Annotated in this window: 14 protein-coding genes; 7 read left to right on the forward strand and 7 right to left on the reverse strand. The window is 70.3% G+C overall.

What is annotated here, in order from left to right; all coding sequences use genetic code 11:
• Window positions 1–49: 49 nt before the first annotated feature.
• Together SSP08S_RS37140 and xynA are read right to left on the reverse strand one after the other, a co-directional pair.
• A complete protein-coding gene (locus SSP08S_RS37140) occupies window positions 50–754 on the reverse strand; it encodes a polysaccharide deacetylase family protein (RefSeq protein WP_019072720.1) in 705 nt (234 codons plus the stop codon).
• A 23-nt stretch (window positions 755–777) separates the two neighbouring features.
• The gene (xynA, locus tag SSP08S_RS37145) at window positions 778–1,464 is read right to left on the reverse strand and encodes an endo-1,4-beta-xylanase XynA (protein ID WP_019072721.1); all 687 of its coding nucleotides are present in this window, start codon (window positions 1,462–1,464) and stop codon (window positions 778–780) included.
• A 312-nt stretch (window positions 1,465–1,776) separates the two neighbouring features.
• Between xynA and SSP08S_RS37150 the strand changes: the two genes are divergently transcribed.
• Window positions 1,777–3,066, forward strand: coding sequence for a M14 family zinc carboxypeptidase (locus SSP08S_RS37150; protein ID WP_026179157.1), 1,290 nt, complete (start codon window positions 1,777–1,779; stop codon window positions 3,064–3,066).
• Between the two features lie 27 nt (window positions 3,067–3,093).
• On the opposite strand, the gene SSP08S_RS37155 is transcribed toward SSP08S_RS37150, so the two are convergent.
• A complete protein-coding gene (locus SSP08S_RS37155; protein WP_026179158.1) occupies window positions 3,094–3,705 on the reverse strand; it encodes a TetR/AcrR family transcriptional regulator C-terminal domain-containing protein in 612 nt (203 codons plus the stop codon).
• 57 nt (window positions 3,706–3,762) lie between these two features.
• Here SSP08S_RS37155 and SSP08S_RS37160 point away from each other — a divergent pair, with 57 nt between their 5' ends.
• Entirely contained in the window at window positions 3,763–5,280 is a 1,518-nt protein-coding gene (locus tag SSP08S_RS37160; RefSeq protein ID WP_019072724.1) for an FAD-dependent monooxygenase, read from the forward strand.
• Window positions 5,265–6,020 carry an SDR family oxidoreductase gene (locus SSP08S_RS37165; protein WP_019072725.1) on the forward strand — a complete coding sequence of 252 codons (756 nt, stop codon included), beginning with the start codon at window positions 5,265–5,267 and terminating at the stop codon, window positions 6,018–6,020. Before SSP08S_RS37160 ends, SSP08S_RS37165 begins: the two co-directional genes overlap by 16 nt.
• 81 nt (window positions 6,021–6,101) lie before the next feature.
• Here SSP08S_RS37165 and SSP08S_RS37170 read toward each other — a convergent pair whose 3' ends face one another.
• Both SSP08S_RS37170 and ychF read right to left on the reverse strand, forming a co-directional pair.
• Window positions 6,102–7,520, reverse strand: a complete 1,419-nt coding sequence (locus SSP08S_RS37170; protein WP_019072726.1) for an ATP-binding protein — start codon at window positions 7,518–7,520, stop codon at window positions 6,102–6,104.
• Window positions 7,521–7,639: 119 nt separating this feature from the next.
• A complete protein-coding gene (ychF, locus tag SSP08S_RS37175; protein WP_019072727.1) occupies window positions 7,640–8,728 on the reverse strand; it encodes a redox-regulated ATPase YchF in 1,089 nt (362 codons plus the stop codon).
• Between the two features lie 189 nt (window positions 8,729–8,917).
• On the opposite strand from ychF, the gene SSP08S_RS37180 reads away from it, so the two are divergent.
• Window positions 8,918–9,493, forward strand: coding sequence for a DUF6542 domain-containing protein (locus SSP08S_RS37180; RefSeq protein ID WP_078532639.1), 576 nt, complete (start codon window positions 8,918–8,920; stop codon window positions 9,491–9,493).
• A 35-nt stretch (window positions 9,494–9,528) separates the two neighbouring features.
• On the opposite strand, the gene ppgK is transcribed toward SSP08S_RS37180, so the two are convergent.
• Window positions 9,529–10,275: a polyphosphate--glucose phosphotransferase gene (gene ppgK / locus SSP08S_RS37185; RefSeq protein ID WP_019072729.1), complete on the reverse strand. Its 747-nt coding sequence runs from the start codon at window positions 10,273–10,275 to the stop codon at window positions 9,529–9,531.
• Between the two features lie 29 nt (window positions 10,276–10,304).
• Window positions 10,305–11,330 carry a 4-hydroxy-3-methylbut-2-enyl diphosphate reductase gene (locus SSP08S_RS37190; protein WP_019072730.1) on the reverse strand — a complete coding sequence of 342 codons (1,026 nt, stop codon included), beginning with the start codon at window positions 11,328–11,330 and terminating at the stop codon, window positions 10,305–10,307.
• 98 nt (window positions 11,331–11,428) lie between these two features.
• Between SSP08S_RS37190 and SSP08S_RS37195 the strand changes: the two genes are divergently transcribed.
• Genes SSP08S_RS37195 through SSP08S_RS37205 form a run of 3 tightly spaced genes read left to right on the forward strand, consistent with a single transcriptional unit; the run spans window position 11,429 to window position 14,342 of the window.
• Window positions 11,429–12,811: an APC family permease gene (locus SSP08S_RS37195; RefSeq protein ID WP_019072731.1), complete on the forward strand. Its 1,383-nt coding sequence runs from the start codon at window positions 11,429–11,431 to the stop codon at window positions 12,809–12,811.
• Between the two features lie 58 nt (window positions 12,812–12,869).
• Window positions 12,870–14,087, forward strand: coding sequence for an exodeoxyribonuclease VII large subunit (gene xseA / locus SSP08S_RS37200; RefSeq protein ID WP_019072732.1), 1,218 nt, complete (start codon window positions 12,870–12,872; stop codon window positions 14,085–14,087).
• Window positions 14,088–14,096: 9 nt separating this feature from the next.
• Entirely contained in the window at window positions 14,097–14,342 is a 246-nt protein-coding gene (locus tag SSP08S_RS37205; protein ID WP_019072733.1) for an exodeoxyribonuclease VII small subunit, read from the forward strand.
• The last annotated feature ends 30 nt before the right edge of the window (window positions 14,343–14,372 follow it).

Here is a 14,372-nt window from a genome sequence, read left to right on the forward strand (position 1 = left end):
CCCGAGGCGACGGTGTCCCTGACGGGACCCGCCGCGCCCGTCGCTGCCGCTATCCAGGGGCAACCGCGCGCCCGGTCTGCGGCGAGATCATCCCGGCGCACAGCCCCCGAGCCGCCAACCCCTGCGCGATGCGCGGGATCGCCGCGACCGTGTTGGCCGGCCAGTCGTGCATCAGGATGATCTGGCCGGTGGTGAGGCGAGCGGCCGCTGCGACGATCGCGTCGGTGGTCGCGCCGTTCCAGTCCTGGGAGTCGACGTCCCAGATGATCTCCTTCAGACCGTACTTGGCCTCTACGGCCTTCACCGTCGCGTTGGTCTCGCCGTAGGGCGGGCGGAAGAGTCTGGGTGTGCCGCCGCCCGCGGCCGCGACGGCCTGCTGGGTCCGGGAGATCTCCGAGTCGATCGTCGCCTGGGTCTGCTGGGTGAGGTGCGGGTGGGTGTAGCTGTGGTTGCCGACCCACATGCCGGCGGCGACCTCGGCCCTGACCTGTGCCGGGTAAGTGGCCGCGTACTGGCCCTCGTTGAACGTCGTGGCCCGAAGGCCGTTCTGCTTCAGCGCGTTGAGGAGGGCGGGGGTGTTGCCGGACGGACCGTCGTCGAAGGTGAGGCCGACGTAACCGTTGCAAGTGGCGGCCCGTGCGGGGGTGTTGAGGCCTACGGCGAGGGTGCCCGCGGCGATCAGCGCGGCGACGGCGAGCACGGTGGTCGGCGTGGCCGACCGGGGTCGTAACGAGAAGTGCGGTGCGGACTTCATGTGAGGTGTCCTCCCGAACTGGTTCAGCCCACCGTGATGTTGGAGTTCCCGCTGCTCTGGTAGCCCTCGGTCGCGAGGATCATGTAGTAGCTGAAGCTGCCCAGCGGCATTCCGGCGCGGGCCCAGGCGTCGAAGTGGTTGCCGGTGGTGATGGTGCCGCCGGTGCGCTTCGTCTGCCGGACGCTCCAGTACTGGTCGAAGGTCTTCGTGCCTTCCACCGAGGGGGCGTTGTACCGCGTGGTCTTGTAGATGTCGTAGGTGCCGCCGTCACTGGTGACGGTGCCCTTGTACGTGCCCGTGGGCCGGTAGGTGCCCCAGTTGTCGACGATGTAGTACTCGACGAGCGGGTTCGACGTCCATCCGTAGAGCGACAGGTAGCCGTTGCCGGACGGGTTGAAGCTGCCCGAGTACGTCACGGTCCGGCGGGCGCCGTTGCTCCAGCCCTTGCCTGCCACGAAGTTGCCGGTGTTGCGCCACGTGGTGCCGTAGTTGCCCCCGGAGTTGAGGGTCATGGAGACCGTGCCCTGGGAGTCGGTCCAGAACGAGTAGTAGTAGCCGTTGTTGGTGCCGGTCTGGTTCGTGGTGATCACCGTCGCGGCACTCGCGGTGCCGGGCAGGGTCATCGCCGCGAGGAGGGCCAGCAACAGGGCGCAGGCGCCGCTGATTGACAGCCGTAAGCGATGTGTCGTGCGTGCGGGTGTGTGGTCCATGCCGCGTCAGTGTTGGTACGTCCCTGTCAACTGTCAATAGTTTCGGTAGTGGATTCGAAATATTCGCCGACATATTGGCAGGTGAGATCAGCGAAAAGACGTGTATCACTCACAGAGTGAATCTTCTTCTCGAATGTCCGAATGTTTCGAGCGAATGTTTCGAAGAATCGGCGAGAGTGGTCGTTGACAACGGTCACCCCGTACACAAAAGCTGGCAGGAGCACGCCAAAACCGTGAGTGCCACAGCGTCCACCGGAGGGACACGACATGGCGGCGACAGCGTGGGAGGCGGCGGCCGGCCCGCCGCGCCCGATGGACCGCTACCCCACGGTCGCGGAGGTCACCGAGTCGGCCCGGCTGCTGGTCTCCCGGTTTCCGGGCACCGTACGACTGCGCCGGATCGGGGCGTCCCGCGCGGGCCGGCCGATCCTGATGCTGTCCGTGGGGCGCGGGCCGCGCCATGTCCTGGTGGTCGCCGGACCGCACCCCGACGAGCCGGTGGGCGGCGCGACCGCGCTCACGCTGGCGGAGCGGATCGCCCGCGGCGACCGGCTGTCGGCGGCGACCGACCCCGCCCTCGTCACCTGGGACATCGTGCTGTGCCTCGACCCGGACGGCGCGGCGCTGAGCAGCAACTCCGGTTCCACCTTGAAGAGTTACTACCGCACCGCCTTCCGCCCGGTCGCCGCGGAGCAGCCCGAGTGGGCCCCGATCGTCAAGCACCCGCTCCCGGAGAGCCGCGCGCTGTTCCAACTCATCGACGTGCTGCGGCCGTTCCTCCAGTGCTCGCTGCACAGCACCGATGTGGGCGGCAGCTGGGTCCAGTTGACCCGCGACCTGCCCGAACTGGCCGAACCCTTCCGGGCGTCCGCCGACGAACTCGGCATCCCGCTCCAGTACGGCACGTACGACGCCCTGTACTGGGAGAACCCGAGCCCCGCCGTCTACGTCCTGCCCCCGCCGGACAGCACGGGCCGGCTGGCGGCCGGGTCGGAGAACATCGGGCTGTCCACCTGGTGCGCGCCCCTGCGCTACGGCGGTGTCACCGCGATCGTCGAAGTCCCCATGTGGGCAACGGACTTGGCCGCCGACACGACCCCGTACCCGGCGGCCGACCACGCCCTGCGCGAGCTGGCCGAACTGGTGCTGGACGGCGGCCGCCAGGTGACCGCCGTACTCCACAAGGCACGCGGATTCCTGCCGCCGGCCCAGGACGACCCGCTCAGACGCGTACTGGAGTGGATGGCCGACGGCCTCTACGACATGGTCGCCGACTCCTGGAAACCACTCGCCCGCCAGGCCGCCGCCGCGACCCACCCCGACGATCCGCGCCACCTGACGACCGCCCAGGTCTCGGCCCTGAACATCGTGGCCCGCCGCCAGCCCATCCGCGCGGCGGGCCTTCTGCTACGCCTCCTGGAGGCGGCCAAGGACCCGGCCGCCCCGGGGCTGCACCGCGAGCTGGACGAGCTCTGCACCACATGGTGCACGGACTTCGAGCGGGCCCTCGGGGTGCGCTGGGTGCCGGTGCGCGACCAGGTGGAACACCAGACCCGCACGGTGCTGGCCGCGGCCGAGAGCGCACTGAAGACCCTCCGCTGACAGTCCCTCTCCGTCGTTCGACTCCCGTCACCGCCCCGCGAGAATCGCCTCCACCCCGAACTCGAACCGCTCGTCGAAGGACCCCGGCGCGAGATGTCCGGCCACGCGGTGCAGCGCGGGGTGGGTCGTCGCGGAGATCGCGCGGGCCAGGATGTCGCCCAGCGGACGGTGGTCGACGGCCTGCTCCTCCTGGGTGAGGCCCAGGGCGAAGTAGATGACGGCCCACGAGGTCCAGGCGGCCTCACGGTCACCGAGGCCGCACGCGAGCAGCGCCTCCACCAGGGCCTCCGCGAAGGCGAGGGTGCCCGGCTCGGCGGGGTAGGTGCCGACCACCAGGGCCGCGCCGTCACGGTGGGACAGCAGGCCGCGGCGGAAACGGCGGGCCAACTCGCGGGCCCGCTCGGCGGGTTCGGCCGGGAGGTCGGTGAGCGGGATCTCGCCGAGTACGGCGTCCGCCATCAGATCCAGCATCCGGGCCTTGGTCTTCACATGCCACTGCACGGTGTTGATGCGTACGCCGAGCCGGTCGGCGACGGCCCGGGTGGACACCGCGTCGAGGCCCTTCTCGTCCAGGAGATCCAGTCCCGCGCGAATCACCGTGGCCGGATCCAGTCGGTCGCTCTGTTGCCTATTGGTCACCGACCTAGTTTACTGCACCCACAGACATTGGTCAGCGACCAAGAAGTGGGTGGTTCCGTGGAAACACAGCAGGTCGTCATCGCCGGAGGCGGACCCGTCGGGCTCTGGCTCGCCGCCGAGCTGCGGCTGAACAACATCTCCGTCACCGTCCTGGAAACGCGCACCGACATCGACCAGCGCTCCAAGGCGCTCACCGTGCACCCGCGCGGCATCGAGGTACTGGCCTCGCGCGGGATCCACCGGCGCTTCCTCGACGAGAGCCTGAAGATCTCCACCGGCCACTTCGCCAACCTCGCCAACCGGCTCGACTTCTCCCTCCTCGACACCCCGTTCCCGTACACCCTCTTCATCCCGCAGGCCCGCACCGAGGCGCTCTTCGAGGAGTACGCCCTCGGGCTCGGCGCGAACATCCGGCGCGGCCACCGCGTCACGGGCCTCACCGAGCACCCGGACTCGGTGACCGTCCAAGTGGAGGGGCCGCAGGGGCCGTACGAGATCAGGACCGAGTACCTCGCGGGCTGCGACGGCACCCGGAGCACCGTGCGCGAGGCGGCCGGGATCGGCTTCCCCGGTACGGACTCCCGCTACCTCGGCTGGCTCGGTGACGTGCTCTTCGACAACCCGCCGGCGCCCGGTTTCAACCGCTTCACCGAGCGCGGCGGCCTGATGGTCGTGCCGCTGCCCGACAACCGGTGGCGCATCGCCGGTACGAGTCCCGACAGCGCGACCACCGAGTGGCCCGGCGACTTCACACTGGAGGAACTGCGGCGGAAGGTCGTCGACATCGCGGGCGAGGACTTCGGCATGCGTGACCCGTCCTGGCTCTCCCGCTACGGCAACGCCACGCGCCTGGCCACCCACTACCGGCGTGGCCGCGTCGTGCTCGCGGGCGACGCCGCGCACCAGCACTACCCCACCGGCGGTGTCGGCATGAACGTCGGCTTCCAGGACGCCTTCAACCTCGGCTGGAAGCTGGCCGCGACGATCGACGGCTGGGCCTCGGAGGGGCTGCTGGACAGCTACCACACCGACCGCCACCCGGTCGGCGAGCAATTGATGGAGCACAGCCGCGCGCAGACCTACCTGTTCCACGCGTTCACGCCCGAGGGCCTCGCCCTGCGCGATCTGCTGAGCCGAATGGTTCCGGAATCAAGGGAGTTCAGCGACGTACTGGCCGGCCGCCTCACCGCGCTCGACGTCGCCTACCCGAGCCCCGACCCCACGGCCCACCCGGTGACCGGCACCCGCGCCCCCGACCTCGCGCTCCCCGGCACGGACAGCACCCTGTTCGGCGCGCTGCGGGCGGACTCGTACGTCCTGCTCGACCTGACGGCGGAGGGCACGCTGGCCGATCGGGCCCGGCAGCGGGTGGCGGTGCACGGCGGGGCCCCCGACCGGACGCGGCCTGCCTGGGCGGACGTACGCGCCGCGCTGATCCGCCCCGACGGACATGTCGCGTGGGCCTGGACGGAACAGGACGACATCAAGCTGGCGGCACAGGTGGACACGGTCGTCGCCACGACCCTCGGCCGCTGGTCGCACGGAAAGGAACCGGCCTCATGGATCTCGGACTGAAGGACAGGGTCTACGTCGTCACCGGCGGCACGCGCGGCCTCGGCTACGCGGTCGCCCGCGAACTGGCCGCCGACGGCGCCAAGGTGGTGGTCACCGGCCGCGACAAGAACCGCGCGGCGGAGGCGGCGGCGGAACTGGGCCCGAACGCGGCCGGAGTCGCCATGGACAACTCCGCCCCGCACGCACCACAGCAACTGATCGCCACCGCGCGGGAGTTGTTCGGCGGGTTCGACGGCATCCTCGTCAGCGTCGGCGGCCCGCCTGCGGGCAATGTCGCGGACAACACCGACGAGCAGTGGCAGGAGGCCTTCGAGTCGGTGTTCCTGGGCGCGGTACGCCTGGCCCGAGCGGCCGCCGCGGAACTCGGTGCGGGCGGCGCGATCGGCCTCGTCCTCTCCATCACCGCACACGAACCGACCCCCGGCATGACCATCTCCAACGGCCTCCGCCCCGGCCTCGCCGGCTTCACCAAGTCCCTGGCAGACGAACTGGGCCCCCGCGGAATCCGCGCCTTCGGCCTGCTGCCGGGCCGGATCGGCACGGATCGCATGCGCGAACTGGACGGCCTCTCCCCCGACCCCACCGCACGGCGCGCCGCCAACGAGTCGGCCATCCCGCTCCGCCGCTACGGAACCCCGGAGGAATTCGGCCGCGCGGGCGCGTTCATGCTGTCACCGGCGGCTTCGTACATCACCGGGGTGATGGTGTCGGTCGATGGTGGCGTGCGGCGGGGGTTCTGAGGCGGTAGGCCAGTGGGCGCGGGGAGGGGATTGCGGGATCCCGACGCCCCCAACTCCCGTGCCCGGCCTGCCGTCCGCCGCTCACAGCGGCCAGGCGGTCAGCAGATCGCCGGGACCGTAGGCGGCCTCAAGCCCCGGACAGTCGACTCCACCGCGCGAGACCGCCACGACTGGCACAGGTTCGTCGGTGAGGGCGGCCCGGTGTCGGTGGAGAGCGGCCAGGTCGTGCCGGTCGAAGGGCGACTGCTCCAGCCACTTGATGGAGCCGACGAAGAGCAGCTCCTTGGCAATGGGGGCGCGATCCGCCCCGACGAGATCGATCTCGACGTCGTTGGTACGGGTCCAGTAGCCGCCCACCGCGGGGGCCGCGGGAAGCCGATCGTCAGGCAGTATCCGCGCCAGGGCCTCACGGACAAGGGGCTCGACGGCCCGGCCGCGCCAGCTGGTCCAGTTCTCCCGGATCCGCGCCAAGGTCAGATCGCCCCGCCCCCGCTCGATCTCCTCCATGGAGGGGCCGAGCAGGTGCAGCCAGAACCGCAGGTAGGGATCTGTCACCCGATAACGACGATCCTTCGACGGGCGCAGCGATACGGGCAGCTCCGCGGCGACGATCCGCTTGTTCGTGAGCAGCTCCAGGGCCCGCTGCAGGGGCGTGGCCCCGATTCCGCCGGCTGCCCGGGCGATGTTGGTAAAGGTCCGCTCGCCGCTGCCGATGGCCGCCAGCACCGTACGGGCCTGAGCCTGCGGGGGGAATTCGGCAGCCAGCGAGCGCTCGGCGGACACGAGCAGGGCCGAAACCGGATCGCTCAACGCCTCGCCGAGGAAGTCCCACAGCCCTGCGCCGCGCGGCCACTCGGCGCAGATCAGCGGCAGTCCGCCGGTGATCAGGGCGGCGTCGAAGGCTTCCGCCGGATCCAGCCCGAGCATCTGTCCCACCTCGGCGGGGTTCAGTGCTCCCAGCACCATCTCCCGGCCGCGCTGGTGGAAGGGGCGCCCGTAGCTGTTCAGGGCCTCCATCATCGACAGATCGGAGCCGATGAGGACCAGCAGCACCGGCCTGGTCTCCAGCACCCGGTCCCAGGCCCGCTGGAGCATCCCCTCAAAGGCGCCGTCGGCATCCATCAGGTACGGCACCTCGTCGATGACCAGCACGCTCGTCCGGTCGGCGGGCAGCGCGGCGGCCAGCACGTCGAACGCGGCGTCCCAGCTCTCCGGCCGTGCGGCGGCCACCAGCCCCGCCAACGGCAGCGTCGACGCCCGGGCGTCGCGGGCCAGCCGTGCCAGGTCATCCCCGGGGGACGCACCGGTCGCCGCATAGAACAGGAACGGCGCTCCGGAGCGCTCCGCAAACCGCTCGACCAGCCGCGACTTGCCCACCCGGCGCCGCCCGCGCAACATCAGGCACCGACCGGGCCGCTCCCCGCCAATCCCGGCCGCCACCTTCTGCAGCTCCCGCTCCAACGTCGCCAGCTCCTGGCGACGGCCTACGAAGTCCACCATGTTCGCCGACCTCCACCCATGAAACTAACGACGATGTTACTAACATAGACGTTAGCGGGGAGGAGGGGTGATCGACCGCGCAGAGGAAGCCGGGGTTGCGAAGCGGCTACGTCACTCGCTCAGACGTTGAAGCGGAACTCCACCACATCCCCGTCCTGCATCACATACTCCTTGCCCTCCATCCGCGCCTTCCCCTTCGCGCGGGCCTCCGCGACCGAGCCCATTTCCACCAGGTCGGAGAAGGAGATGACCTCCGCCTTGATGAAGCCCTTCTGGAAGTCGGTGTGGATGACTCCGGCGGCCTCGGGGGCGGTGGCGCCCTTCTTGATGGTCCAGGCGCGGGATTCCTTGGGGCCGGCGGTGAGGTAGGTCTGGAGGCCGAGGGTGTCGAAGCCGACGCGGGCGAGGGTGGCGAGGCCGGGTTCCTCCGCGCCGACGGACTCCAGGAGTTCCATCGCGTCCTCCTCGTCCAGCTCGGCGAGGTCCGCCTCGAGCTTGGCGTTGAGGAAGATCGCCTCCGCGGGGGCGACCAGGGCGCGCTGGGCGGTCTTGAAGTCCTCGTCGACCAGTTCGTCCTCGTCGACGTTGAAGACGTAGAGGAAGGGCTTGGTCGTCAACAGGTGCAGGTCGTGGAGGAGTTCCTCCTTGCCCGAGCCCTGGACGATGCCCTGGGAGAAGAGGGTGTCGCCCTTCTCCAGGATCTCCTTCGCCGCCTCGACCGCCGCGACCTTCGGGACGACGTCCTTCTTGATGCGCGAGTCCTTCTGGAGGCGCGGCAGGACCTTCTCGATGGTCTGGAGGTCGGCGAGGATCAGCTCGGTGTTGATCGTCTCGATGTCGTCCTTGGGCGAGACCTTGCCGTCGACGTGCACGACGTTCTCGTCCTTGAAGGCACGGATGACCTGGCAGATCGCGTCCGACTCACGGATGTTCGCGAGGAACTTGTTGCCCAGGCCCTCGCCCTCGGAGGCGCCCTTCACGATGCCCGCGATGTCGACGAAGTCGACGGTCGCCGGGAGGATCTTCTGGGAGGAGAAGATCTCGGCGAGCTTGGTGAGGCGCGCGTCCGGGACGCCGACCACGCCGACGTTCGGCTCGATCGTGGCGAACGGGTAGTTGGCCGCCAGCACGTCGTTCTTGGTCAGGGCGTTGAACAGGGTCGACTTGCCGACATTCGGCAGACCGACGATTCCGATCGTGAGCGACACGTTGCGACTTCCCGTACGTGAGAGGCGTGAGAGCGATGAGGGGGCTCGCGGGGCTGCGGCCCGGGGCCGATCCACCAGTCTACGGCGTGGGCCGCGCCCTCCCGGCTCCGCCTCGAACACCTGGCCAAGGTCTGCTCATCGGCGTGTCCCAGGGCCTATTCGGCACATAAACCGACCTAAGTTGGTCCAGTGGAGCAACACAGGACACGACCCCCACAGCCCGGCGCGAGACGCGGAGCCCCGCCGCTGCCCCCGCAGGCGGGCCGGGGCCCGAACGGCGGCCCGGCCCGTACGACCCGACCGGGACCCCAGCCGCGTGGCACCGCGCAGCGCCGTCCGGCGGCCGTACGACGCCCCGGCCCGGCGACACCCCAGTCCGTACGGCCGCTGCCGAACCCCCGGCTCACCGGGCTCGGCGGCGGCCTGTTCTGCGCGGCCGTGATGATCGTGCTCGGGTTCCTCGACCAGCTGCTGTTCGGGGCGTCGCTGACCGTGTACGGCGTGCTGTTCCTGCCGGTGTGCGTGCTGACGGCGGTCTGGATCCGGCGCGGCGACCTGCTGACCGCGCCGGTCGTCGTGCCGATCGCCTTCGCCGTCGGCCTGCTCCCGGTGGCCGACGGCAGCGGCGGCCTCGGCAACCGCCTGATGGGCCTGGTCACCGCCCTCGCCACCCAGGCCGGCTGGCTCTACGGCGGCACGCTCGTCGCGGGCCTCATCGCGACGGTCCGCAGAATCCAGCTGGTGAACCGACGCCGACGCGGGTGACCCGGGGCGACCCGACGGGGGGGCTGGACGGAGGGCTAGTCGTCCCCCGCCGCGTGCATCGCCGCCCCCACGATCCCCGCGTTGTTCTGCAGCTGCGCCGGGACGATCTCCGCCTTGATGTCCTCGATGAAGTGCAGGAACTTGTCCGCCTTGCGGCTGACTCCCCCGCCGATGATGAACAGTTCGGGCGAGAACAGCATCTCGACATGGGCGAGGTACTTCTGGACCCGGTGGGCCCAGTGCTCCCAGGTCAGCTCGCCGTCCTCCTTGGCCTTGCTGGACGCCTTCTTCTCGGCGTCGTGGCCGTTCAGCTCGAGGTGGCCCAGCTCCGTGTTGGGGACGAGGATGCCGTTGACAAAGAGGGCGCTGCCGATGCCCGTGCCGAAGGTCAGCAGGATCACCGTGCCCTTGCGGCCCTGGCCGGCGCCGAAGTGCATCTCGGCGACGCCGGCCGCGTCCGCGTCGTTGACGACGGTCACCGGGAGGCCGCCGAGTCTCTCGGCGAACAGCGCGCCCGCGTCCTTGTCGATCCAGCTCTTGTCGACGTTCGCCGCCGTACGGATCGTGGCGCCGCCGGTCACCACACCCGGAAACGTGAGCCCGACCGGTCCCGTCCAGCCGAAGTGCTCGACGACTTCCTTCACGCCGTCGGCCACCCCGTCCGGCGTCGCCGGGTGCGGGGTCAGCACTTTGCACCGCTCTTGGGTCAAATCGCCCTTGTCCAGGTCAACAGGAGCGCCCTTGATCCCGGATCCACCGATGTCCACGCCGAAGATCTGCATGGATCCACGCTACGACGAACGACTGACAGTCACTGCCCGGAGGGGGTCGAACGGTCCGCACCCGTGCGCTCGGCGACCAGTGCCGCCGCCTCTTCGCGCAGGTCACGGCGGAGTTCCTTGGGCAGCGAGAAGGTGATGGACTCCTCGGCGGCCTTCACCAGCTCCACGTCCTCGTAGCCGCGCGCGGACAGCCACTCCAGGACCTGCTCGACCAGGATCTCGGGTACGGAGGCCCCGGAAGTGACGCCGACCGTGGTCACGCCCTCCAGCCAGGCCTCGTCGATCTCGTCGGCGAAGTCCACGAGGTACGCGGCGTCGGCGCCGGCCAGCTTGGCGACCTCGACGAGCCGGATCGAGTTGGAGGAGTTCCTCGAGCCGACCACGATCACCAGGTCGGCGTCCTCGCCCATCTGCTTCACCGCGAGCTGGCGGTTCTGCGTGGCGTAGCAGATGTCGTCGCTGGGCGGGGAGATGAGCTGCGGGAACTTCTCCTTCAGGGCGTCGACCGTCTCCATGGTCTCGTCCACGGAGAGGGTCGTCTGCGAGAGCCAGACCACCCGGGACGGGTCGCGCACCTCGACCTTGGCGACGTCGCCGGGACCGTCGACCAGGGTGATGTGGTCGGGGGCCTCTCCGGAGGTGCCGATGACCTCCTCGTGGCCCTCGTGCCCGATGAGGAGGATGTCGAAGTCGTCGTTGGCGAACCGGACGGCTTCCTTGTGGACCTTGGTCACCAGGGGGCAGGTCGCGTCGATGGTGGCGAGATTGCCCCGCTTGGCCTCGTCGTGGACGACGGGCGCGACACCGTGCGCGGAGAACATCACGATGTTCCCCTCGGGGACCTCCTCGGTCCGTTCGACGAAGATCGCGCCCTTCTTCTCCAGGGTCTGCACGACGTACTTGTTGTGCACGATCTCGTGCCGGACGTAGATCGGAGCCCCGTACTGCTCAAGGGCTTTCTCGACGGCGATCACGGCGCGGTCCACACCCGCGCAGTAGCCCCGGGGGGCGGCGAGCAGGACACGGCGGCCAGACGAAGCAGTCATGCGTCCCATCGTAAGGCCGCGCCCGACGGGTCAAAGATCGCGTCCTTGGAGAGACTGGCCGTGGAGGGGAAGGGGTGGGGCCGGACACTACGTACGGGAGACGCGAGATGGCCGACACGGACACGGATACGACGACCACGGCCGGCGAGGGGCCCCAACTGCGCCGCAGCCTCGGCTTCCGCGATCTCGTCGTCTACGGGCTGCTGTTCATCGCCCCGATGGCTCCGGTCGGCGTGTTCGGCACCCTGGACGCCAAGTCGCACGGGGCGGTCGCGCTGGTCTACGTCGTCGCGACCGTCGCGATGGCGTTCACCGCTTTCAGCTACGCGCAGATGGTGCGGGTCGTCCCCCAGGCGGGCTCGGTGTTCGCCTACGCGCGCGTGGGGCTCGGCAGGGAGGCCGGGTTCATCGCCGGCTGGATGGCCATGCTGGACTACGTCCTGATCCCCGCCGTCGCCTATCTCTTCTCCGGGATCGCCATGAACGCGCTGGTCCCGGAGGTCTCCCGGTGGGTGTGGACCGCGCTGGCGGTCGTCCTCACGACCTGCCTCAACCTCTGGGGCGTGCGGGCCGCCGCGCGCGTGGGCTTCCTCGTCCTCGCGATGGAGATCGTCGTACTCGCCGTCTTCGTCGTGTCGGCGATCGTCGTCCTGGTACGCGACGGCGCCGAACGGGGCTGGCTGTCCCCGCTCTCCGGGGACGGCACCCAGGGCGCGTTCGCGCTGTCGGCGGTGATCGGCGCGGTCTCCGTCGCCGTGCTCTCCTACCTGGGCTTCGACGCGGTCGCCACCTTCGCGGAGGAGGTCACCGGCGGCTCCGAGAAGGTCGCCAGGGCGCTGCTGTTCTGCCTCGCCCTGGCCGGTGTCCTCTTCATCGCCCAGACGTACCTGGTCGCCCTCCTGGAGCCGACGACCTCCGCACAGCTCGCCGCCGACGCCGGAAAGCAGGGATCGGCGTTCTACGACGCGGTCGACGTGTCGGTGGGCAACTGGCTGCACAACCTGGTGGCCGTCAGCAAGGCGATCGGCGCGGCCTTCGCTGCGCTCGTCGGGCAGGCCGCGGCCGGACGCCTGGTGTTCGCGATGGCCCGCGACCGACGACTGCCCCGCGCCCTGTCGCAGACCGACGACGGCGTACCCCGGGTCGCACTCCTGTCGGCGGCCCTCATCACCCTGATCGCGGCGGTCTGGGCGGCCCGCCGGGACGACGGTCTCGACCATCTGGTGTCCGTCGTCGACATCGGCGCGCTGACCGCCTTCACACTGCTGCACGCGAGCGTGGTGGGCTGGTTCGCGGTACGGCGCCGGGGCGGTCCGGTGGTGTGGTGGCGGCACGTGCTGGTGCCGGTGCTGGGGGCGGCGATCACGGTCGCGGTGATCGTGGAGGCCTCCGGTACGGCACAGGTGGTGGGTGCGATCTGGCTGGCGGTGGGACTGGCGGTGCTCGTGGTGCAGGGCAAGCGGAACAAGGCCGACACGGAGACCGGTTGACGGTCACCCGCTCCTCACCTCGACCGCGTTGTCGGAGGCGGCCGTTACTCTCGGTCGCATGGCTCTCAACACGGCTCCGGACGCCCCGCTCCCCGTCGGTGAGGTCTCCCGGCTGATCGGCGGGTGGATCGACCGGCTCGGCGCGGTGTGGGTCGAGGGGCAGATCACCCAGCTGTCGCGGCGCCCGGGTGCCGGTGTCGTGTTCCTGACCCTGCGCGACCCGTCGTACGACATCTCGGTGAGCGTGACCTGCTTCCGGCAGGTGTTCGACGAGATCGCCGATGTCGTCAGCGAGGGCGCACGGGTGGTCGTCCTCGCGAAGCCCGAGTGGTACGCCCCGCGTGGGCAGTTGTCGTTGCGGGCCACGGAGATAAGGCCGGTGGGGGTGGGTGAACTCCTCGCGCGCCTTGAGCAGTTGAAGAAGTCGCTGGCCGCGGAGGGGCTGTTCGCGGCCGACCGGAAGAAGCCGTTGCCGTTCCTCCCGCAGCTGATCGGGCTGGTCTGCGGGCGGGCCTCGGCGGCCGAGCGGGATGTGCTGGAGAACGCGCGGCACCGCTGGCCCGCCGTCCGCTTCGAGGTGCGCAACGTGCCCGTGCAGGGCGTGCACGCCGTGCCGCAGGTCGTGCAGGCCGTGAAGGAGCTGGACGCGCTCGAGGGCGTGGACGTGATCATCGTGGCGCGGGGCGGCGGCAGCGTGGAGGACCTGCTTTCGTTCTCCGACGAGCAGTTGGTGCGCGCCGTGTCGGAGTGCCGTACGCCCGTGGTGTCCGCGATCGGGCACGAGCCCGACAACCCGCTCCTGGACTACGTGGCCGACCTGCGCGCCTCCACCCCCACCGACGCGGCGAAGAAGGTCGTACCGGACGTGGGCGAGGAGTACGAGCGGGTACGGCAGCTGCGGGACCGGGCGCGGCGGTGTGTGGTGGCGTTCGTGGACCGGGAGGAGCGCGGGCTGGCGCAGGCGCTGGCCCGGCCGTCGATAGAGGATCCGCACCGGATGATCGACGAGCGGGCGGACCATGTCGCCGCGCTCCTCGACCGCGGCCGGCGCACCCTCGGCCACCTCCTGGACCGCGCCGACTCGGAGCTGACCCACACGCACGCGCGCGTGGTGGCCCTCTCCCCCGCGGCGACCCTGAAGCGGGGGTACGCGGTGCTGCAGAAGGCCGACGGGCACGCGGTCCGGGACCCGGAAGAGGTGACGGCGGACGAGGTGCTGCGGGCGCGGGTCGCCGAGGGTGAGTTCACGGTTCGAGTCGATACGGCACATGCATAGGGTGGGCGGATGACCAGCAAGGTTGACGAAGGTGCCGGGACGGCAGAGGCGCTCGGGTACGAGCAGGCGCGGGACGAGCTGATCGAGGTCGTACGGCGGCTGGAGGCGGGCGGTACGACGCTGGAGGAGTCGCTCGCGCTCTGGGAGCGGGGCGAGGAGCTGGCCAAGGTGTGCCGGCGCTGGCTGGACGGGGCCCGGGCGCGGCTGGACGCGGCGCTGGCGGAGGAAGAGGCCGCGGAGGGCGACGCCGAGTAGCGGCGGCCCGCAAAGGCGCCGCGTAGCGGC

It is taken from the genome of Streptomyces hokutonensis (assembly GCF_000376565.1).
GTDB classification, from domain to species: Bacteria; Actinomycetota; Actinomycetes; order Streptomycetales; family Streptomycetaceae; genus Streptomyces; species Streptomyces hokutonensis.